The 20,051-nt window shown below is 61.8% G+C and carries 22 protein-coding genes; 10 read left to right on the forward strand and 12 right to left on the reverse strand.

Going from position 1 to position 20,051, the window contains the following annotated elements:
• The first annotated feature begins 135 nt into the window (after nt 1-135).
• The gene (gene pabB / locus INS93_RS07205; RefSeq protein ID WP_192980846.1) at nt 136-1,494 is read left to right on the forward strand and encodes an aminodeoxychorismate synthase component I; all 1,359 of its coding nucleotides are present in this window, start codon (nt 136-138) and stop codon (nt 1,492-1,494) included.
• A gap of 52 nt (nt 1,495-1,546) precedes the next feature.
• Here pabB and thrH read toward each other — a convergent pair whose 3' ends face one another.
• Nucleotides 1,547-2,164, reverse strand: coding sequence for a bifunctional phosphoserine phosphatase/homoserine phosphotransferase ThrH (thrH, locus tag INS93_RS07210; RefSeq protein ID WP_192980847.1), 618 nt, complete (start codon nt 2,162-2,164; stop codon nt 1,547-1,549).
• A gap of 175 nt (nt 2,165-2,339) precedes the next feature.
• Between thrH and INS93_RS07215 the strand changes: the two genes are divergently transcribed.
• Complete coding sequence (locus INS93_RS07215; RefSeq protein ID WP_160017976.1) at nt 2,340-2,960, forward strand: phosphoadenosine phosphosulfate reductase family protein; 621 nt, start codon at nt 2,340-2,342, stop codon at nt 2,958-2,960.
• Nucleotides 2,961-3,022: 62 nt separating this feature from the next.
• On the opposite strand, the gene cysB is transcribed toward INS93_RS07215, so the two are convergent.
• From cysB to INS93_RS07240, 5 genes are all read right to left on the reverse strand, one after another.
• A complete protein-coding gene (gene cysB, locus INS93_RS07220; protein WP_017676798.1) occupies nt 3,023-3,997 on the reverse strand; it encodes an HTH-type transcriptional regulator CysB in 975 nt (324 codons plus the stop codon).
• Between the two features lie 102 nt (nt 3,998-4,099).
• Nucleotides 4,100-4,600 (reverse strand): universal stress protein, encoded by a 501-nt coding sequence (locus INS93_RS07225; protein ID WP_160017975.1) that lies wholly within the window; start codon nt 4,598-4,600, stop codon nt 4,100-4,102.
• Between the two features lie 129 nt (nt 4,601-4,729).
• Nucleotides 4,730-5,635 (reverse strand): 5'-nucleotidase, encoded by a 906-nt coding sequence (locus INS93_RS07230; RefSeq protein WP_099524315.1) that lies wholly within the window; start codon nt 5,633-5,635, stop codon nt 4,730-4,732.
• A 2-nt stretch (nt 5,636-5,637) separates the two neighbouring features.
• Entirely contained in the window at nt 5,638-6,594 is a 957-nt protein-coding gene (locus INS93_RS07235; RefSeq protein WP_192980848.1) for a putative 2-dehydropantoate 2-reductase, read from the reverse strand.
• Nucleotides 6,594-6,980, reverse strand: a complete 387-nt coding sequence (locus INS93_RS07240; protein ID WP_192980849.1) for a thioredoxin family protein — start codon at nt 6,978-6,980, stop codon at nt 6,594-6,596. Before INS93_RS07240 ends, INS93_RS07235 begins: the two co-directional genes overlap by 1 nt.
• Here INS93_RS07240 and INS93_RS07245 point away from each other — a divergent pair.
• Together INS93_RS07245 and INS93_RS07250 are read left to right on the forward strand one after the other, a co-directional pair.
• Nucleotides 6,979-7,392, forward strand: coding sequence for a PilZ domain-containing protein (locus INS93_RS07245; protein ID WP_160017972.1), 414 nt, complete (start codon nt 6,979-6,981; stop codon nt 7,390-7,392). The genes INS93_RS07240 and INS93_RS07245 overlap by 2 nt on opposite strands.
• Nucleotides 7,393-7,596: 204 nt before the next feature.
• The gene (locus INS93_RS07250) at nt 7,597-8,673 is read left to right on the forward strand and encodes a 3-deoxy-7-phosphoheptulonate synthase (protein ID WP_072423888.1); all 1,077 of its coding nucleotides are present in this window, start codon (nt 7,597-7,599) and stop codon (nt 8,671-8,673) included.
• A gap of 97 nt (nt 8,674-8,770) precedes the next feature.
• On the opposite strand, the gene INS93_RS07255 is transcribed toward INS93_RS07250, so the two are convergent.
• Nucleotides 8,771-9,043 (reverse strand): GNAT family N-acetyltransferase, encoded by a 273-nt coding sequence (locus tag INS93_RS07255; RefSeq protein ID WP_100547829.1) that lies wholly within the window; start codon nt 9,041-9,043, stop codon nt 8,771-8,773.
• 145 nt (nt 9,044-9,188) lie between these two features.
• Entirely contained in the window at nt 9,189-10,562 is a 1,374-nt protein-coding gene (locus INS93_RS07260; protein WP_160017971.1) for a GntP family permease, read from the reverse strand.
• Nucleotides 10,563-10,832: 270 nt separating this feature from the next.
• Between INS93_RS07260 and oprI the strand changes: the two genes are divergently transcribed.
• Entirely contained in the window at nt 10,833-11,084 is a 252-nt protein-coding gene (gene oprI, locus INS93_RS07265) for an outer membrane lipoprotei OprI (protein ID WP_037003984.1), read from the forward strand.
• Between the two features lie 151 nt (nt 11,085-11,235).
• Here the strand turns inward: oprI and INS93_RS07270 are convergent, their stop codons facing one another.
• The 3 genes from INS93_RS07270 to INS93_RS07280 all read right to left on the reverse strand — a co-directional run bounded on the left by INS93_RS07270 (nt 11,236) and on the right by INS93_RS07280 (nt 13,240).
• On the reverse strand, nt 11,236-12,192 hold the full coding sequence (locus tag INS93_RS07270) for a L,D-transpeptidase family protein (RefSeq protein ID WP_192980850.1): 957 nt from the start codon (nt 12,190-12,192) through the stop codon (nt 11,236-11,238).
• 71 nt (nt 12,193-12,263) lie between these two features.
• The gene (locus INS93_RS07275) at nt 12,264-12,545 is read right to left on the reverse strand and encodes a hypothetical protein (protein ID WP_192980851.1); all 282 of its coding nucleotides are present in this window, start codon (nt 12,543-12,545) and stop codon (nt 12,264-12,266) included.
• 89 nt (nt 12,546-12,634) lie between these two features.
• Nucleotides 12,635-13,240 (reverse strand): arylesterase, encoded by a 606-nt coding sequence (locus INS93_RS07280; RefSeq protein WP_192980852.1) that lies wholly within the window; start codon nt 13,238-13,240, stop codon nt 12,635-12,637.
• Between the two features lie 11 nt (nt 13,241-13,251).
• Between INS93_RS07280 and INS93_RS07285 the strand changes: the two genes are divergently transcribed.
• Genes INS93_RS07285 through greB form a run of 3 tightly spaced genes read left to right on the forward strand, consistent with a single transcriptional unit; the run spans nt 13,252 to nt 16,991 of the window.
• Complete coding sequence (locus tag INS93_RS07285; RefSeq protein ID WP_017676786.1) at nt 13,252-13,935, forward strand: ABC transporter ATP-binding protein; 684 nt, start codon at nt 13,252-13,254, stop codon at nt 13,933-13,935.
• Nucleotides 13,935-16,439 carry an ABC transporter permease gene (locus INS93_RS07290; protein ID WP_192980853.1) on the forward strand — a complete coding sequence of 835 codons (2,505 nt, stop codon included), beginning with the start codon at nt 13,935-13,937 and terminating at the stop codon, nt 16,437-16,439. The genes INS93_RS07285 and INS93_RS07290 overlap by 1 nt, the downstream gene beginning before the upstream one ends.
• A gap of 54 nt (nt 16,440-16,493) precedes the next feature.
• Entirely contained in the window at nt 16,494-16,991 is a 498-nt protein-coding gene (gene greB, locus INS93_RS07295; RefSeq protein WP_192980854.1) for a transcription elongation factor GreB, read from the forward strand.
• A gap of 111 nt (nt 16,992-17,102) precedes the next feature.
• Here the strand turns inward: greB and INS93_RS07300 are convergent, their stop codons facing one another.
• Nucleotides 17,103-17,411 carry a hypothetical protein gene (locus tag INS93_RS07300; RefSeq protein ID WP_021488972.1) on the reverse strand — a complete coding sequence of 103 codons (309 nt, stop codon included), beginning with the start codon at nt 17,409-17,411 and terminating at the stop codon, nt 17,103-17,105.
• Between the two features lie 511 nt (nt 17,412-17,922).
• Here INS93_RS07300 and INS93_RS07305 point away from each other — a divergent pair.
• Nucleotides 17,923-18,876 carry a triacylglycerol lipase gene (locus INS93_RS07305; protein WP_192980855.1) on the forward strand — a complete coding sequence of 318 codons (954 nt, stop codon included), beginning with the start codon at nt 17,923-17,925 and terminating at the stop codon, nt 18,874-18,876.
• Nucleotides 18,877-19,023: 147 nt separating this feature from the next.
• Nucleotides 19,024-20,049: a lipase secretion chaperone gene (locus tag INS93_RS07310; RefSeq protein WP_192980856.1), complete on the forward strand. Its 1,026-nt coding sequence runs from the start codon at nt 19,024-19,026 to the stop codon at nt 20,047-20,049.
• Nucleotides 20,050-20,051 lie beyond the last annotated feature (2 nt).

Genomic DNA, 20,051 nt, shown 5'->3' on the forward strand with positions numbered 1-20,051 from the left:
TGGTACGGCAGTTCAACATCCTGGCACGACTCCATACTAATCAGCCGAGCGTACCGGAGCAAACCTGGCCGAAGCTCTAGGATGAATATCAGCGGCGGACTACAATCGCTCCTTCACCCCATTCGACTGCCACGCATGCCCAGCTGCTCTCTGCACCCTCTTCCCTACCGCACCGACCCCAGCGACTACTTCCAGCGCATTCGCCAGGCCCCCGGTGCCGTACTGCTGGATGCCGGACGACCGAGTGCCAAGCGTGGACGCTATGACCTTATGAGCGCCTGGCCATTGGCAGAACTGGCGCCAATGCCCGACGAATCGGCCAACGACTTTCTGCAACGCCTGCGAGGTGCATTACAGAGCCTTGGGCCCGCCGAGGCACCAGCGCAGCAGGAGCTGCCATTCGTCGGTGGTTTGATCGGCTACCTGTCTTATGACTTCGGCCGCCGCCTGGAAGTGCTGCCCGAGCAGAGCGTCGATGATCTTGATCTCGAGGATGCCCGTTTCGGTCTCTACGCCTGGGCGCTGATCAGCGATCACCAGCTCGGTACCAGCGGCCTGCTGTTTCACCCGGCGCTGCCGGAGGCAGAACGCCAGCGCCTGCAGACGCTGTTCGAAGCACCGCATAACGAGGAACTCGCGCCCTTCCGACTGACCCAGCCGTTCCAGGCCGCTATCGATCAGCACCGCTATCGCCAGGCGATCGAGCGCATCCAGGGCTACATCCTCGCTGGCGATTGCTATCAGGTGAATTTCGCCCAGCGCTTTCAGGCGCCCTGCGCGGGCGATCCCTGGGCCGCTTACCTGGCACTGCGCCAGGCCTGCCCCACGCCTTTCTCGGGTTTTCGGAGCCTGGGCAATGGCGACGCCATTCTCAGCCTGTCGCCCGAACGCTTTCTCAAGGTCAGCAACGGTCAGGTGGAAACCCGTCCGATCAAGGGCACTCGGCGCCGCGGCCATGACGCCGATGACGACCAGCTACAGGCGCGGGAGCTGTTGGCGAGCCGCAAGGATCGCGCCGAGAACCTGATGATCGTCGACCTGCTGCGCAACGATCTTGGCCGCAGCTGCCGCATCGGTTCGGTGAAAGTACCGGAGTTGTTCGCCCTGGAGAGCTATCCCAACGTGCATCATCTGGTCAGTTGCGTCACCGCCGAGCTGGCGCCCGGCAAGGATGCACTGGACCTGATCGCCTGCAGTTTCCCTGGTGGCTCCATCACCGGCGCACCGAAGATCCGCGCCATGCAGATCATCGATGAGCTTGAGCCGACACGGCGCGGACTCTATTGCGGCTCCCTGCTGTATCTCGACGTGCGCGGCGAGATGGACAGTTCCATCGCCATTCGCAGCCTGCTGGTCAAGGACGGCAAGGTCAGTTGCTGGGGTGGCGGCGGTATAGTCGCCGACTCCAACTGGCAAGCCGAGTATCAGGAGTCCATCACCAAGGTGAAGGTGCTGCTGGAAACGCTGGAGCGCCTGCCAGCCAGGGCAGAATAAGCACCGCAAACGAAAAACGCCGCGAAATCGCGGCGTTTTTCATGCATCGGTGTTACAGACTCAGCTTGCGGTTCGAGGCCTTGAGGAACTCTTGCTTGAGGGCTTCGAAGGTGTGCACGGCCGGGAATTGCGGAAACTCGCGAATCACGTTTTCCGGCGCATGGAACAGGATGCCGGCATGGGCCTCGCTGAGCATGGTGGTGTCGTTGTACGAGTCGCCAGCGGCGATAATGCGGTAGTACAGGCTTTTGAAGGCGATGACCGACTGACGCTTGGGATCCTTCTGGCGCAGTTGGTAGCTGACCACGCGATCGTTCTCGTCAGTGATCAGGCGGTGGCATAGCAAAGTCGGGAAACCGAGCTGACGCATCAGCGGCTGGGAGAACTCGTAGAAGGTGTCGGAGAGAATCACCACCTGGAAACGTTCACGCAGCCAGTCAACGAACTCCACGGCGCCATCGAGCGGCTTCAGGGTAGCGATCACGTCCTGGATGTCCTTCAGCTTGAGGCCGTGCTCATCGAGAATGCGCAGGCGTTGCTGCATCAGCACATCGTAATCAGGGATGTCGCGGGTGGTCGCCTTGAGCGACTCGATGCCGGTTTTTTCCGCAAAGGCGATCCAGATTTCCGGGACCAGTACGCCTTCCAGGTCGAGACACGCGATTTCCACAGGCCACTCCTCGGTTGAGCCAAAAAGGAGCCGGCACTCTAGCCGCTGGGCCTGAGCTGCGCAATGCGCCCTTCTTATAACCATAAGAAAGGGTAATAACAGTCTTAGTTATTTAGCCGCATAACCAGCCTTTGCTACCATCGCGCCTTCACGCACATGACCTGGAGTCCTCAGCATGGAACTCGACCTGGACGCGCTCAACGCCGAATTTGGCAACCAGCCTGAAAAACTGGTGCAGTGGGCCATCGGACTGGGCAAACCCGCCATCTGCACCACCAACTTCCGCCCGTTCGAAGCGGTGATCCTGCACATGGTCAGCCAGGTCAAACCGGATATCCCGGTGGTCTGGATGGACAGCGGCTACAACACCGAAGCCACCTATCGCTTCGCCGATGAAGTGGCGCGCAAGCTCAATCTCAACCTGATCACCTACCTGCCCAAGCGCTCGCGCGCGCACCGCGAGGCCATCGACGGCCCGGTTCCAGGCCTGGATGATCCGCGCCACGCCGCGTTCACCGAGGAAGTGAAGCTCGAGCCCTTCGCCCGTGCCCTGCGCGAGACCGCTCCGAGCGTCTGGTTCACCGCCCTGCGTGCCACCGACACCGCCGTGCGCGCGCAAATGGACCCGATCAGCATCAACCCGGACGGCCTGATCAAGGTCGCCCCGCTGCTGCACTGGTCCTCGAAGGACCTGTATCAGTACCTGGTCGCCCACGACCTGCCGAACGAGTTCGATTACTTCGACCCGACCAAGGGTGAAGACAATCGCGAGTGCGGCCTGCACCTGAGCCACTGATCGCTCCCGTGCAGAAACGAAAATGGCGCCCCTTGGGCGCCATTTTTCGTTCCAGTTTTGCTTCAGTGCATCGGTAACTCGACGCCCGCGAACAGCTCTTCGAGTTCGGATTTGTTGTGGCACTGCACCGCCTTGGCGAGCATCTCGCGGGTCAGGTGAGGGGCGAAACGCTCGATGAAGTCGCACATGAAGCCACGCAGGAAGGTGCCACGACGAAAACCGATCTTGGTCACGCTGGGCTCGAACAGGTCATCGGCGTCGAGCACCACCAGATCCGGATCGAGCTTGGCGTCGACCGCCATCTTGGCCACGATGCCGACACCCAGGTTCAGGCGCACGTAGGTCTTGATCACGTCGGCGTCGGCTGCGGTGAACACCACCTTGGGCGTCAGACCACGATGACTGAAGGCTTCGTCCAGTTTCGAACGCCCGGTGAAACCGAATACGTAAGTAACGATGGGATGCTCGGCCAGGGCTTCGAGGGTCAGCTTCGGCAGCTTGGTCAAGGGATGCCCTTGCGGCACCACCACGCAGCGATTCCAGCGGTAGCAGGGCATCATGATCAGGTCGTTGAACAGCTCAAGACCTTCGGTGGCGATGGCGAAGTCGACACTGCCATCGGCAGCCATCTCGGCGATCTGCGTCGGCGTGCCCTGGTGCATGTGCAAGGCGACATCCGGGTACTGCTTGATGAAGGCGCTGATCACCGGCGGCAGAGCGTAGCGAGCCTGAGTGTGGGTGGTGGCGATGGACAGCGTGCCCTTTTTCTCGTTGGAGAACTCCTGGGCAATCTGCTTGATGCTTTCGACCTTGCGCAGAATTTCGCCGGCCGTGGTGATGATGCGCTCCCCCGCTGGGGTCACGCGGGTCAGGTGCTTGCCGCTGCGGGCGAAGACTTCCACGCCCAGCTCATCCTCGAGCAAGCGAATCTGCTTGCTGATCCCTGGCTGCGAGGTATACAGGCTCTGAGCGGTAGCCGATACGTTGAGGTCGTGGTGCGCAACTTCCCAGATGTAGCGCAATTGCTGAAGCTTCATAAATTTCCCTCAGAGCAGTAAGGCAGGCCAACAACTGCCAATGCCGTATATAACCATATTATTGGTTTAATCGAACATCCTAGAACGTTTTATTAGCCCTCTTTACAGATCCCCGTGTCCACGGTGTTGCAGCATGGGCACCAGATACACCGGCACCTCCGACAACTGCACGATGCGTGCTGCAGTGCGTCCAAGCGGCACGGCCAATTCCGCGCCGTGGCTATGACTGCCTACGACCAACAGATCCACCCCAAGTTTCTGCGCTTCCTCAAGAATCACCGCAGGCGGATCCCCCTGAAGCACACGCACCGCACGAATCAACTGGAGATCCTGCTGACCATCACCCAGCTCGTCGCGAAACCCTTCCAGCACGCGCTGCTCGATACTGGCCATGACGGTATTGAGTCCATTACGACGCAGCTCCCCAAGGGTGTCCTCGTCCAGGTAGGTCTGCAGAACGGATTCAGCGAATAGCCCCATGGGCTCAACCGCGTGCACCACATACAAATCGGCCTTAAAACTGCGACTCATAGCGAGAGCGTGCTGCAGCACGTAGGAAGCATAAAGCCCCAGATCGGTGGCATAGAGTATCGAGCGGATCACGCGGCCTCCTCGACTGCTGGCGCAGGCCCTTGATTGAGCTTAGCAGCGCATCAGACAAAGCAAGATCGGAAGCGTTATTTAGGACGAATGGCTATATGCAGACGCTTGGACGCCTGCACAGGCCCAGGCTCAGGGCAGCAACTCGTTGCTGACGCCATGGGGCACATGACCGGTCGCCACCACCTGACGGGCTTTTTCGCAGTGCCCGGTCTGGTCATCGAAGAACACATCGGCAGCGAAGGCTTCGAGCACCGCCGACTTGTCCAGCCCGCCGAGGAAGAAGGATTCATCCAGGCGGATATTCCATTCGCGCAGGGTACGAATCACACGCTCATGCGCTGGCGCCGAACGTGCAGTGACCAACGCAGTACGGATCGGGCAGTCTGCTTCGGGGAACTCCTGCTGCAGGCTATGCAATGCGGCCAGAAAAGGCTTGAAAGGCCCGCCAGGCAAGGCTTGCCGAGCAGCTTCGCGCTCATGATCCTGGAAAGCATTGAGGCCGCCACTTTGGTAGACGCGCTCGGAATCGTCGGAGAACAGTACGGCATCACCATCGAAGGCGATACGTAGTTCGTTGCTGTTCGCTCGCCGCGCGCCACCGGAAAGCAGCGTGGCCGCACCAAAACCGGCCTTCAGTGCGTTGCGCACATCGTCGGCGTGAGTAGACAGAAACAGATGACAGCCAAAGGCCGCCAGATAAGGGTCGGGACTACGACCGCCGACGAAGGCAGCGCGGGATATGCCGAGCCCGTAGTGCTGGATCGAGTTGAACGCGCGCAGCCCGGTATCGGCGCTGTTGCGCGACACCAGGATGACTTCCACGCGTTGCTCGCTGAGCCGCGTGTTCAGTCCAAGCAACTTCTCTACCAGCGGAAAGGCATCGCCCGGCATCAGCACTTCATCTTCATGCTCGATCTGATAGCGGCGATAGGCTTCCACCCCTTCGCTTTCATAGATCTGGTGGCTTTCGCTCAGATCGAACAGCGCTCGCGAAGAGATCGCCAGCACAAGTTTGTCACCTAGCCCCTTACCCATGCTTAAGCCTCCTGGCGAGCCTGAATGAAACGAAGCGCCTGATACAGGGCGCGCACCTTGGGCATTGCGAAACCCACTGCGTCCGCAGCCGCCAGCGGAGCCTCGTAAATGGCATGTAGTTCGGCCGGTCGCCCTTGGGCAAAGTCGTGGTACATGCTCGGCAAGTAATCCGGCATGCGCTGCGTGGCGGCCAGCAATTTGTCCGCATAGCTGTCCGGCATGGCGTAACCCAGCGCCTGAGCGGCCTGCACCACCTCCTGCATCATGTCAGCGATCAGCGCGCGGCTGTCGGGATTACCCATCAGGCGCCGCGTATCGGCATCGAGCAGCACCGACAGGCCGTTATAAGGAATGTTCCACACCAGCTTCTGCCAGCGCGTCTGTGCCAGATCGCGCATTGCCGCCGAATCCAGGCCGGTGCTGCGCAGCAGGCTCGCGCCCTCCTCGACCAGCGCCAGCCGTGCCTCATCGTCGGCCAAAGGCCCGGAGTGATAGGCCAGGTTGATCGCCCCCAGTGCCTGATGCTCGATCACGCCCGGCGCACTGCGGTGAACGCAGATGTAGCAGAGCCCGCCCAACAGATGCAGATCGGCGCTCAACAGCGGACGCAATTCGTCCTCCACCGCCAGGCCATTCTGCAACAGCACCACCTTGGTGCCTGGCGCTGCTACCTTGGCAATCAGCGGCGCCAGCTCGGCATTGGCCGTGGTCTTGGCACCGACCAGCAGCCAGTCGCACGGCGGCATCTCGTCGACATGCTGGTAGGCCTGTACCGGCGCCAGGCTCAGTGCACCATGTTCCGCGCTGTTCAACTGCAGACCTCGTTCAACCACCGCGCTGTACTCGCTGCGCAGCAAAAAGTGCACGTCATGACCAGCGCGAGCCAGCAGCATTCCGTAGAAACCGCCAATGGCACCGGTGCCGATGATGCCGATACGCGGCGCAGGGTATTGAGACATCAGGGAAGCTCCTCAGCCGGGCGAAGCAGGGCCTCGCCCATGGCGGTAACCAGATCGGAATGGGTAATAGGTGCGTGCAATGCGCCAAAGAAATGACCGTCCTTGACCAGAAACAGCGCGGGCAAGTGGAATACCTCGTAGCGCGCCACCAACCCCGCGTTATGCCCGGCATCGACCCAGCACAGGCGCTCGATGGGTAGCGGCATCCCCGGCAAGGCCTGACGTGCCCAACGGCAGCTGGCACAGCCCGTGCTTGTGAACACCAGCAGTGAGGCACCGGGAAGATCGAGCAGGCGGCGGTCGGCATCCAGATCGGTCAATTCCAATTGCGTCGCTATACTGAATTTACTGATATCAGTTTGCCTGCATTCAAGGTCGGTGTTCATGCGTAAGTTTCTGCGTCATCCAAGCGATATGCCGGTGGAACTGGTACTGCGAAAACAGGCCTGCATTCCCCGGCAGCGGCTGAACAATATCAGCCTGGGTGGGGTCGCATGCAACTCGTCACGCGGCTTTCGCCGTGGCACCTCGGTTGAACTGCGCATCCCGCTACTGGGCGAACAGGCGCGCTACCCCGGCGTAGTGGCCTGGTGCCGGCGCCAGGATACCGATTACCTGGTAGGCATCGCCTTTCTCGATGAAGACACCCTGTTCCGCGCGCGCATGGTCGAGCAGGTCTGCCAGATCCAGCATTACCGACAACAGCTGGAACAGGCGTCGGGCCACCCCATGGCCATCGAACAATGCGCTCAGGACTGGATCGCCAAGCATGCCGCCGAGTTTCCCTATCTCGCCTGAATACGGCGCAGCCCCCGGCAACGAGAGCAATAACCCACCTCATACTGCAACTCTATGAGGCTTATTGAACTTAACGCCCATTGTCGCGCCGCCCCGTACGCGCTAAGGTTCGGCTCCCCCTGCACCAACTAGCTGTGCACCGCCATAGGGGATCGCTGGCGGCCGGCACCCGTGACCTGACGACCTGACCCGATGAATAGCACGATGGCTGATTTACCGATCGACGACCTCAACGTCGCCTCCAATGAAACCCTGATCACCCCCGATCAGCTCAAACGCGAAATCCCCCTGACAGATGCAGCACTGAAGACCGTGGCTCATGGCCGTCAGGTGGTACGCGACATTCTCGACGGCAAGGATCATCGCCTGTTCGTGGTCGTCGGCCCCTGCTCCATCCACGATATCAAGGCCGCTCACGAGTATGCCGAGCGCCTCAAGGTGCTGGCTGCCGAGCTGTCCGACAGCCTGTTCCTGGTCATGCGCGTGTACTTCGAGAAGCCGCGTACCACGGTCGGCTGGAAAGGTCTGATCAACGACCCGTATCTGGACGATTCGTTCAAGATCCAGGACGGTCTGCACATCGGCCGAAAGCTGCTGCGCGACCTCGCGGAAATGGGCCTGCCCACCGCTACCGAGGCGCTCGACCCGATCTCCCCGCAGTACCTGCAGGACCTGATCAGCTGGTCGGCCATCGGCGCACGTACCACCGAATCCCAGACCCACCGGGAAATGGCCTCGGGCTTGTCCTCGGCAGTTGGCTTCAAGAACGGTACCGATGGCGGTCTGACCGTGGCCATCAACGCCCTGCAATCGGTTTCCAGCCCGCACCGTTTCCTCGGCATCAACCAGGAAGGCGGCGTGTCCATCGTCACCACCAAGGGCAACGCCTACGGCCACGTGGTACTGCGCGGCGGCAATGGCAAACCCAACTACGATTCGGTCAGCGTTGCCATTTGTGAGCAGGAACTGACGAAAGCCGGCATTCGCCCGAACATCATGGTCGACTGCAGCCACGCCAACTCCAACAAGGACCCGGCACTGCAGCCACTGGTTCTGGAGAACGTGGCCAACCAGATTCTCGAAGGCAACAACTCCATCGTTGGCCTGATGGTCGAGAGCCACCTGGGCTGGGGCAGCCAGTCGATTCCGAAGAATCTGTGCGACCTCAAATACGGTGTATCCATCACCGATGCCTGCATCGACTGGGATACCACCGAGAAGAGCCTGCGCAGCATGCACGCAAAGCTCAAGGACGTACTGCCTAAGCGCCCTCGCGGCTGAGGACGCAACAGCAATGAAAACGCCGGGCATTGCCCGGCGTTTTTGTATCCGCATTCACACGTAGGGAGGGCTTCAGCCCACCACGCCAAACCGACTCCTACTGGTGACGCGAACGTCGCTCCATGTAGCGCTCGACATACGAGCAGGACGGAATCACCGTGTAGCCCTTGCCTTCGGCATACTGCAGGGCATGCTCGGTCAACGCTGCGGCGATGCCACGACCACGCAGGCCGTTGGGTACAAAGGTGCGATAGATGTCCAGCGTCTGCTTGCCCAGATCCATATAGGCCAGATAGGCACGATCACCATCGACGGTCGTCACGAACTGGTGACTCGCCTGGTCATGGTGAATGGACAACCCCTCGCTCATCTTCACTCCTCTAGCCGCAAACCGTTAGCGGCGCGTCAATTTTTACTTCATACCGGTGCTTTGGCAAAAGCGCAAATTCCGGTGCCACTTCCGACCACGCAATTAGCCAAGCTTATCAGCCGCCGGGCTGCCCAGCCACGAGCAATCAGAAGCTCAAGACTGCGATGCAGAGCAAAGCCGCAATCACGGGGACCAGTACCGTGATGACGAAGATGTCCTTGTACGCCTGCTTGTGAGTCAGCCCCATGATCATCAGCATCGCGATCACTGCCCCACAGTGTGGCAGCGAATCCAGCCCACCAGCGGTGATGTTGGCGATACGGTGCAGCACCTCAGGGTCCACGCCCATCTCCAGATAACGCGGTGCCAGGGTCTGCATGAAAATCTGCAGGCCACCAGACGACGAGCCGACGATGCCCGAGACCACGCTAACCGAGGCGAACACCGACAACAGTGGCGGCAGATCCACCCCCAGTATCCATTGGGCGAACTGAGCGAAACCTGCGGTCTGAGTAACCACACCACCAAAACCGATCACCGCAGCAGTGTTCAGCAGCGGCATGATCGCATCGTCAGCCCCCTGCCCCAGTAAGCCGACGGTATTACGGCGCAACGCCGAAAACATCAGCACAGCCACCCCGGTAGCGATCACCAAGGCCAGACTGGGCCAGAGAATCGGCTGCGACTGACTGAAAGCCAGCAGCCCACCCAGCGCCCCCTCGCCCGGCACAGCTGCTCCAGATAGAGCGAGCAGGCGCGGCAGAAGAATGATCCCCAGCACCACGATGATCGGTACCAACGCGATGCCCCAGTGTGGCCCGCTTCCGGGTGCACCGGCCAGCTGCTGCATGCGCTCGTCCTGCGCGTTAGGCTCGAACCCCTCGCCTCGTTCGCGCGCCAGGCGCCATTCGCGCTGCAGATAAGCCATGCCCAGACCAATCATTACCAGCGAGGCGAACAGGCCAATCCAGGCACCTGCGAACAGGTCGGTGCCCAGTGCACTGGCTGCGATCACGTTGTGAATCGAAGGTGAGCCAGGCAAGGCCGTCATGGTGAAGGTTCCCGCCCCCAGTGCAGTGGCGGCGCAGAACAGTCGCTTGGGCAGATTGGCCTCGCGCATCAGGGTAATGCCCAGCGGATACATGGTGAAGATCACCACGAATACCACCACCCCGCCATAGGTGAGAACCGCACACACCAGCATCGCCACCCAGAGCGTTCGTTGCGTACCCAGACCGCGGGTAATGGCCTGAGCAATACTGCTGGCCGCCTGGCTGGCAGCCATGACCTTGCCGAAGATCGCACCACAGAGAAACAGCACGAAGAACTTGCCAGCAAAGGTGAATGCACCCAATGGGCCGAATGGAAAGTGCTCGAGCAGTGCACCTGATACGGCTACGCCATTGGTGAGGGCCACCAGAATCGAACACAGCAACGCAGCGATGAATATGTTCACCCCGCGCAACGCCATGAAGATAAGTAGCGCCAAGCCCAGCAAAAGCCCCAAATTCCCAAGCATCTGCATCCCCTCTTTTATTGTTTTAGTTTCAAAGCCGGGATAGTTATAACAGCTCGTACAACCGCTACACTGTATCGAATGCGTAACTGACTACTTTTTAGCCAGCCCACGCAAATTCTATCCTTCAGCGCCCTGCCCAAAGAAAAAAAACTGCAACTCTTGCCCTGGCTCCGTTTACTTACTAAAAGTAATAGGTAGTATGTACGCCGGCTAATTTCCCGCAGTTGGGGAATTGCTCTTTATGGAAAACTCCACCTCAAGGGGAACACGATGAACAACGTTCTGAAATTCTCTGCTCTGGCTCTGGCCGCAGTTCTGGCTACCGGTTGCAGCAGCATGTCCAAAGAAACCGAAGCTCGTCTGACTGCTACCGAAGACGCAGCTGCTCGTGCTCAAGCACGTGCTGACGAAGCCTACCGCAAGGCCGATGAAGCTATGGCCGCTGCTCAGAAAGCTCAGCAGACTGCTGACGAAGCTAACGAGCGCGCTCTGCGTATGCTGGAAAAAGCCAGCCGCAAGTAATTGCGACTCGTTTTTTCGAAAGCCGCCCCAGGCAACTGGTGCGGCTTTTTTATTGCCTGCTCGCGCTCCGGCACTCTCGGAACGTCTCGATTGCCGGGCAATAAAAAACCCGCGTACACGAATGCAGGCGGGTTTTTGCAACGTCGCTGGATCAGAACGGGTTATCGCTGCTCGCGACTACGTGCTCGGTCTGCGCAGCGATCGGCACCGGCATACCGTCCTCGGCAGCAACCACCTCACGGACCATCTCCCAGTCAAGGCGCAGGCCGCTGAGTTCGTCACGTTTGAGCAACGCATTGATCACCGCCGTGTGCTTGTCGACAACAGAGGGATCCCCCTCGTCATCCAGTGGCGCATGCGCTTCCAGGTAGACCTTGCCACTGCTCACACCAAACTTGTAAGGCTCGTTGATGATGCGTACCGGCGTGCCGACCGGCACCATACCCGCCAAGTCCAGCACGTTGTGATTGAGCATGCGGAAGCAGCCGTGACTGACGCGCATGCCGATACCGAACTTCTTGTTCGAGCCGTGGATCAGGTAGCCAGGGAACGACAGCGTCATCTTGTAAGGGCCCAACGGATTATCCGGGCCAGGCGGTACTACGGTGGGCAGGATATCGCCTTCGGCCGCATGCTCCTCACGAATCGACTGAGGCGGATACCAGGCCGGGTTCGGCGTCTTCACGGTCACGCGACCAGTGCCTAGCGGTGAACCCCAACCCTCACGACCGATGCCCAGCGGGAAGGTGTGCACCACATTCTGACCTTTCGGGAAGTAATACAGACGATATTCGGCCAGGTTGATGACGATACCCTCACGCGGCCCAGGCGGCAGCACGTAACGAGTCGGCAGGATGACCTCGGTGCCCTCACCCGGCAGCCAGGGATCGACACCCGGGTTGGCGGCAACCATTTCCAGATAGCCAAGATCATTTGCCGTTCCCAGATCGGCGAAGGTGTCCTCGTACTTGGCCTTGATCACCTGTACCTGGCCCACCACATCCTCGCCTGGCGGCGGCAGTGGAAGTTCGAGTGCCTGTACCGCAGTACTGGAGCACAGTGCGACCAGAGTCAGGCAGCGGTTGACCGCAGAGAAGCGCGACAACATCCGGGATGTCCCTTGAAGAGTTGAGTGATATTGCGGCGATTGTACACCGCCATTCGCAAGCAGGGCAGACGTCAGCCATCCGCCCAATTCGAGCACAAACCCTGGCGCTGCGCCTCGAATGCCGCCAGGCAAGCGGGACACAGGCGACGGTCACGCAGCCAGACCTTTTCCAGCGTCCGCCAGCGCGGTTGTGCCGGCAACAAGCCATCGCAAAGCGTGCGATCAGCATGCCCGCCCAGGCGCAGCTGGCGAGCCACCAAGTGCACGCGCACCTCACGACAGGCGAACAGATCCAGCTGCTCATCCGGCTCAATCAGTTGGTAGGCATAAAGGGACCAGGCGGGACGCGGCATCTGGGGCTCCGTGACAGGTCGGCCACATTAGCTGAAAGGCTTGAGGCGGAAAAGCCTGTGCCTGCTCTGTGCCCCTCGAAAACAGACACTTACAGCAGAGGTTTGAGCGTCGGCCAGACATTGTCCAGCAACACCGCCTGCGCGGACTCGGTCGGATGAATGCCATCGGCCTGCATCATCCCCGGCACGCCGCCGACACCCTCGAGAAAGAACGGCACCAGTGGCACCTTCTTCTGCTCCGCCAAATCGGCGAAAACCTGGGCGAAAGACGTGGTGTAACGCGCGCCATAGTTGGGCGGCAAACGCATACCAAGAAGCAGCACATCGGCACCGGCGGACTGCGATTTATCGATCATCGACGCAAGATTCTGTTGCAATTGCGCAGGGGGCTGGCCACGCAGGCCATCGTTGCCTCCCAACTCGATGATGACCAGCTCCGGCTTGTGCTCCGCAAGGAGCGCAGAGAGCCGTGCGGCGCCACCTGCACTGGTATCGCCGCTGATCGAAGCATTGACCACCGCGTGCTCGAAACCCTCTTCATCAAGGCGTTTTTCCAGCAAAGCGACCCATCCCTGGCGGCTATCCAGGCCAAAAGCCGCGCTGATACTATCGCCGACCACAAGCAGGGTGCCTGCAACCGCTCCCTGAGCCCAGAGCGTCAGGGCCAAGGCACCACTCAACCACCATGCACGCATTTGGAATCTCCATGACTTCGAGCATTCTCGCTGCGCGGAACCTTAGCAAAGTGGTCAGCAGCGCGGAAGGCGAGCTGACCATCCTCCATGATCTCGATCTCGAACTGAGCAAAGGCGACAGCCTGGCCATCGTCGGTGCGTCAGGTTCTGGCAAATCCACCCTGCTCGGATTGCTCGCCGGCCTGGACCTGCCCAGTGGCGGTGCCGTATTGCTGGCCGGCAAGAACCTCAGTGAGCTCGATGAAGACCAGCGCGCGCGCCTGCGCGCCGAGCATGTGGGTTTCGTCTTCCAGTCGTTCCAGTTGCTCGACAGCCTCAACGCGCTGGAGAACGTGATGCTGCCGCTGGAGCTGGAAGGTCATGCCGATGCCCGCCAGCGTGCTCGTACGCTGCTCGAACGCGTCGGCCTGGGTCAACGTCTGACGCACTACCCGCGCCAGCTCTCCGGTGGTGAGCAACAGCGTGTGGCCATTGCCCGCGCCTTCGCTGCAGAACCGGACGTGCTGTTCGCCGATGAGCCTACCGGCAACCTCGACAGCCACACCGGAGAGCGCATCAGCGACCTGCTCTTTCAGCTCAACCAGGAACGCGGTACCACCTTGGTGCTGGTCACCCACGACGAGCGCCTGGCGCACCGCTGCCAGCGCCTGATCCGCCTGGAAGCCGGACACCTGATCGACCGCGTGGAGCCCTGATGAAACGTGTGCCCTTCACTCGTCTGTTTTCGCTCGCTGCCCGCCAACTGCTGCGCGATGCCCGCGCCGGCGAGCTACGGGTGCTGTTCTTCGCCTTGCTGGTCGCGGTGGCCGCCAGCAGCGCCATCGGCTATTTCAGCGCGCGTCTGAATGACGCAATGCTGCTGCGTGCCAGCGAGTTTCTCGCCGCTGACCTGCGCCTGAGCGGCAGCTCGCCAGCCAGCCAGCAACAGATAGACGCGGGGCTCAAGCTGGGCCTCGATCACGCACAAGCGGTAGAGTTCTCCAGCGTGGTCGCCGCCCAGGAAGGCATTCAGCTGGCCAGCGTCAAGGCAGCCAATAGCCTTTATCCTCTGCGCGGCGAACTGAGGAGCGCTGCTGAACCCTACGCACCAGAGGAAGTGGGTTCCGGCCCGCGCCCCGGAGAAGTCTGGGCCGAAGCGCGCCTGATGGTCGCGCTGAATCTGAAGATTGGCGATGAACTGGAAATAGGCGCCAAAACCCTGCGCCTGAGCCGTGTGCTGACCTATGACCCCGACACCGCTGGCGACTTTTACAGCCTGACGCCGCGCGTGCTGATGCACCTGGACGATCTTGCCGCGACTGAAGTGGTACAACCCGGCAGCCGTGTGCGCTTTCGGGAACTCTGGCGCGGCGATGCCAATGCCCTGGCGGCCTACCGTCAGGCAGTTGAAGCCGGCCTGGAACCCAACCAGCGCCTGGACGACGCTCGCGATGGCAATCGCCAGGTCGGCGGTGCCCTCGGCCGTGCCGAACGTTATCTGAACCTGGCCAGCCTGGCAGCCGTGTTGCTCGCTGGCGTCGCGGTAGCACTCTCGGCGGCTCGCTTCGCGGCAAGGCGCTTCGATGCCAGTGCGCTGCTGCGCTGCCTCGGGCTGTCACGGCGTGAAGCGTTGGCCCTGTTCGGCCTGCAGCTGGCACTGCTGGGGCTGATCGCCTGCCTGATCGGCGCACTGCTCGGCTGGGCCGGCCAGCACGTGCTCTTCCATTTGCTGCGCGGGCTGATCCCGGATGATCTGCCGCCTGCCGATCTGTGGCCCGCATTGGCCGGCATGGCCACCGGCCTGGTGGCGCTGGCCGGTTTCGCCCTGCCGCCGCTGGCCGCGCTCGGCCGCGTGCCACCGCTGCGCGTGCTACGCCGCGATATGCTGCCGGTGCCGGCCAGCTCTTGGCTGGTCTACGGCGCAGCGCTGATCGCGCTGGGTTTGATCATGTGGCGCCTGAGCCTGGATCTGCGTCTGACGCTGGCGCTGCTGGGTGGCGGACTACTCGCCGCATTGCTGCTCGGCGGTCTGTTGCTGCTCGGTTTGCAGAGCCTGCGCCGCCTGTTGCAGCGCGCCGCCCTGCCCTGGCGCCTGGGCCTGGGCCAGCTGCTGCGCCACCCGTTGGCTGCAGCCGGGCAAGCGCTGGCGTTCGGTCTGATCCTGCTGGCCATGGCGCTGATCGCCCTGCTGCGTGGCGAATTGCTCGATACCTGGCAGGACCAGTTGCCGGAGGACGCGCCCAATCACTTCGCCCTCAATGTGCTGCCTGCCGAACGCGATGCATTCGCCGCACGCCTGGCCGAGCTGTCGCCGCATCCAGCCCCGCTGTACCCCGTGGTGCCGGGCCGACTGATCATGATCAACGGTGAGCCGGTGCGCCAACTGGTAACCAAGGAAAGTCGCGGCGAGCGCGCCATCCAGCGCGACCTGAGCCTGACCTGGGCCGAGGCTCTGCCATCTGACAACCTGCTTACCGCAGGCAATTGGTGGGGCGCTGCGCACGCCAGCGAACTGCCTGGCGTTTCCGTCGAATCCGAACTGGCTGAAAGCCTGCAACTGAAGCTCGGCGACCGGCTGCGCTTCAATGTCGGCGGCATCGAACGCGAAGCGCAGGTCACCAGCCTGCGCCAGGTCGACTGGGACAGCTTCCAGCCCAACTTCTACATGATCTTCGAGCCGCAGACCCTGCAGGACCTGCCTGCCACCTATCTGACCAGCTTCTACCTGCCGCCCGGACAGGACGCAGAACTGATAGCCCTCAGCCGCGCCTTCCCCAGCGTGACGCTGCTGCAGGTCGACGCTCTGCTGGCGCAACTGCGTAGCATCCTCGCTCAGGTCACCCTGGCCATCGAGTATGTGTTGCTGTTCGTGCTCGCCGCCGGCATCATCGTGCTGCTGGCAGGACTGCAGGCGACACTGGACGAGCGCATTCGTCAGGGTGCGCTGCTGCGGGCATTGGGCGCCGAACGCAAGCTGCTGATCAGCGCTCGCCGCGCCGAGTTCGGCCTGCTCGGCGCTGCCGCTGGCCTGCTGGCCGCGCTGGGCTGCGAGCTGGTGAGCTTTCTGCTCTATCGCTACGCATTCGACATGAGCTGGCAACCTCACCCATGGTTGCTCCTGCTGCCGCTGATCGGCGCGCTGCTGATCGGCCTGGCCGGCGTGCTCGGCACTCGCCGCGCGCTGAATGCCAGCCCGTTGAGCGTATTGCGCGAAGGCTGAGAAGCTAGAGAGGGGTTTGCTAGACTGGCGCCCCTTCCATCTTGTAGAGACACCATGAGCCGCTATCGTCCCCCTCGCCCTGCCGGCACGCCACTGATCACACCCGAAGGCGAAGCGCGCCTGCGCGCCGAGCTTCACGAGTTGTGGCATGTGCGCAGGCCACAGGTGACGCAATCAGTCAGCGAAGCAGCGGCCCAGGGTGATCGCTCGGAGAATGCCGAATACACCTACGGCAAGAAGATGCTGCGTGAGATCGACAGCCGCGTGCGCTTTCTCACCAAGCGCCTGGAGAAGCTCAAAGTCGTCAGCGACAAACCATCCGATCCGAACAAGGTGTACTTCGGCGCCTGGGTCACCATCGAAGACGAGGACGGCGAGCAGTCGCGCTACCGCATCGTCGGCCCCGACGAGCTGGACCTGAAGCAGGGCCTGATCAGCATCGACTCGCCACTGGCCCGCGCCCTGGTCGGCAAGGGGCTGGACGCTGAAGTGCGGGTACACAGCCCCAGTGGTGAGAAGACCTGCTATATCGTCGAGATCGAGTATCCCTGAGACCTGGCGCGTAGGGTGCGCCGTGCACACAGCCGGTAAGCGGGCATTCGCTGCACACCAGCGACCACGGGATGTTGTTGGTGCGTTCGGCCTAGACGGCCCCACGACCCCCTAGCGCCGGGTGATCAGCCCCTGACGCGCCACTCGCACCAGCTCACCGACGGTTTGTGCCACGTCCTCGGCGCTGGGTGCCTGGATCACCGCCAGGTCGAAACTGTCCCGCGCGAAGCGACTCAGCGACTCGCCGTTCTGCACGAACTGGATGCGAAAGGCACGCGACCCGGCCCAGCGCTTGGGCCAGCCTTCGAGATAGCGCAACAAGGTGGGTTGATGGCTACCGCCCAGCAGTACGCGCGGATTGCGCAGCAGCAGACCCGATGTGATGGGCGCCAGGCGAATAAGGGGTTGGGGACAGATCATGGTCGAGTCTCCGCCTCGAGAATCCCGCTGGGCAGCGGTGAGAGGCGACACCGAACCAGCGCTTTAGCGGAATTTCAGGCGTTGATGACAACCCCCTGTGGCGCCCCGCAAGTAGCTGTTTAAATCGGCGCAGGGCGCATCCTAGAGAAGCCCACGGCAAACTGTCAAGGCGCACCCAACTTCAACCCCAACCTTCGATTGGGCGACACTCGGTCCGCGCATTTCCATCCGCTTGAAAGACCCATTCCTGGCCATGGGCGCCCAGCCTGGCCGGATCAACTGCGGCCATCGGCGCGACCCGACGTTTCGGCACGTAACAAAAAATACGCGGCGATATCGACGCCAAGTCGCCCGAATATCCTCGAAAGCGCCTGGATAGAGGGTTCGCCAGAAACGCAAGGACGATGGCATGTTTCCTGCCATCGTCCTTGCGCCGTACGCGCCAAGGGATGGGTGCGATCTGTATTGCTGGAAGCAGCCGACTGCCTCAACAAACACATCGAGAGCACCCATGAAGAACAATAAAACCCTGCTCGCCCTCTGCCTCGGCGCCGGCCTGCTCGCCAGCGGCCAGACCCAGGCATTCTGGTTCGGATCATCCGGCTATACCCAGACCAAATACCCCATCGTCCTCGGCCACGGCATGCTCGGCTTCGACAGTATCCTTGGTGTCGACTACTGGTATGGCATCCCGGCGGCACTGCGCCGTGACGGCGCCAGCGTCTACGTCACCGAAGTCAGCCAGCTGGACACCTCCGAAGCGCGCGGTGAACAATTGCTGCAGCAGGTCGAGGACATCGTCGCCATCAGCGGCAAGGGTAAGGTCAACCTGATCGGCCACAGTCATGGCGGCCCGACCACCCGCTATGTCGCCGCCGTACGCCCGGATCTGGTGGCATCGGTCACCAGCGTCGGCGCACCACACAAGGGTTCGGCCACCGCCGACTTCCTCAAAGGCATCAGCGACGGCCCGGCCGGCCCGGTCGCCACCCCGCTGCTGGTTGGCATCGTCAACGGCCTGGGGACGCTGATCAACTTCCTCTCCGGCAGTTCCAGCACCACGCCGCAGAATGCACTGGGCTCGCTGGAATCGCTCAACAGCGAGGGCGCTGCACGCTTCAATACCAAGTTCCCGCAAGGCATTCCCACCAGCGCCTGTGGCGAAGGTGCCTACAGCGTAGGCGGCGTGCGCTACTACTCCTGGAGTGGAACCAGCCCGCTGACCAACCTGCTCGACCCGAGCGACCTGCTAATGGGCGCCTCCTCGCTGACCTTCGGCAACGAAGCCAACGACGGTCTGGTCGGCCGCTGCAGCTCGCACATGGGCCAGGTGATTCGTGACAACTACCGGATGAACCATCTCGACGAGGTCAACCAGACACTTGGTCTGACCAGCCTGTTCGAGACCGATCCGGTTACCGTCTACCGCCAGCATGCCAACCGCCTGAAGAACGCCGGGCTCTAGACTGCCAGGCCTCGTAGGGTGCGCCGTGCGCACCGAAATGCCAGCGTTACCGACAATCCGGTGCGTACGGCGCACCCTACGGGTATTGCTCCAAGCCCTGGTTCGGATCAGGAGCGATCCCGATCCGACGCCCTACTGGAACCTGCCGTGAAGAAAACCCTGTTCGTCCTGCCGCTACTGATCGCCGCCGGCCTGGCGCTGATGCTTTACCTGCAACCCGGACACCAGCCGACCCCATTCACGCCTCCCGCCGCCACGGCTTCGCAGCCTGTAGCGGAGCCGACTACCGAGGCCGCAACGCCGACTATCAACGAGACGCGGAAGAAGACCACCACGCTGGCCCTGCCCAGCTCCTTCGTCGGCACCGAAGTCGACGGCAGCTTTCGCGTGGACGCCGACGGCAATCTGATCATCAGCGAAGACATCCGCCGCATCTTCGATTACTTCCTCGCCAGCATCGGCGAGGAAAGCCTGGATGCCAGCGTGTCGCGCCTGCGCAACTACATCGACAGCAACCTGCAGGAACCTGCACGAGCCCACGCGCAGACGCTGCTGGACCAATACCTGAGCTACAAGCGTGAGTTGGTGCTGCTGGAGCGCGACCTGCCGCAAATGGCCAGCCTGGATGCCATGCGCCAGCGCGAAAGCGCCGTACAGACACTGCGCGCGCGTCTGTTCGATAGCGAGACCCACCAGGCCTTCTTCGCCCGCGAGGAAGGCTACAGCCGCTTCACCCTGGAGCGCCTGGCCATCCAGCACGACAGCAGAATGAGCGCAGAAGAGAAAGGTGCTGCCGTCGACCGCCTGCGTGCGTCTCTGCCCGAGGAGCTGCAGGACGCCGTACTGCCGCAACTGCAGCAGGAACTACGGCAGCACACCGCCCGCCTGCTGGCCGAAGGCGCCAACGCTGCGCAGATCCGCCAGATGCGTCAGCAACTGGTAGGCGCCGAAGCCACCACGCGCCTGGAGACGCTGGATAACCAGCGGCAGAACTGGCAGAAGCGTCTGGATGACTACATCACTGCCAAGGCAAAGATTGAGGCCAATGCTGGGCTCAGCAGCAGCGACAAGCGCGCGGCGATCGAGGCGCTGGCAGCAGAACGTTTCGATGAGCGTGAACGCCTGCGCCTGGACGCCGCCGAGCAAATGGCGGCGGCCAACAGGAAACAATAGCC

The sequence above is a fragment of the Pseudomonas sp. EggHat1 genome, from assembly GCF_014892995.1.
GTDB lineage: Bacteria > Pseudomonadota > Gammaproteobacteria > Pseudomonadales > Pseudomonadaceae > Aquipseudomonas > Aquipseudomonas chaetocerotis.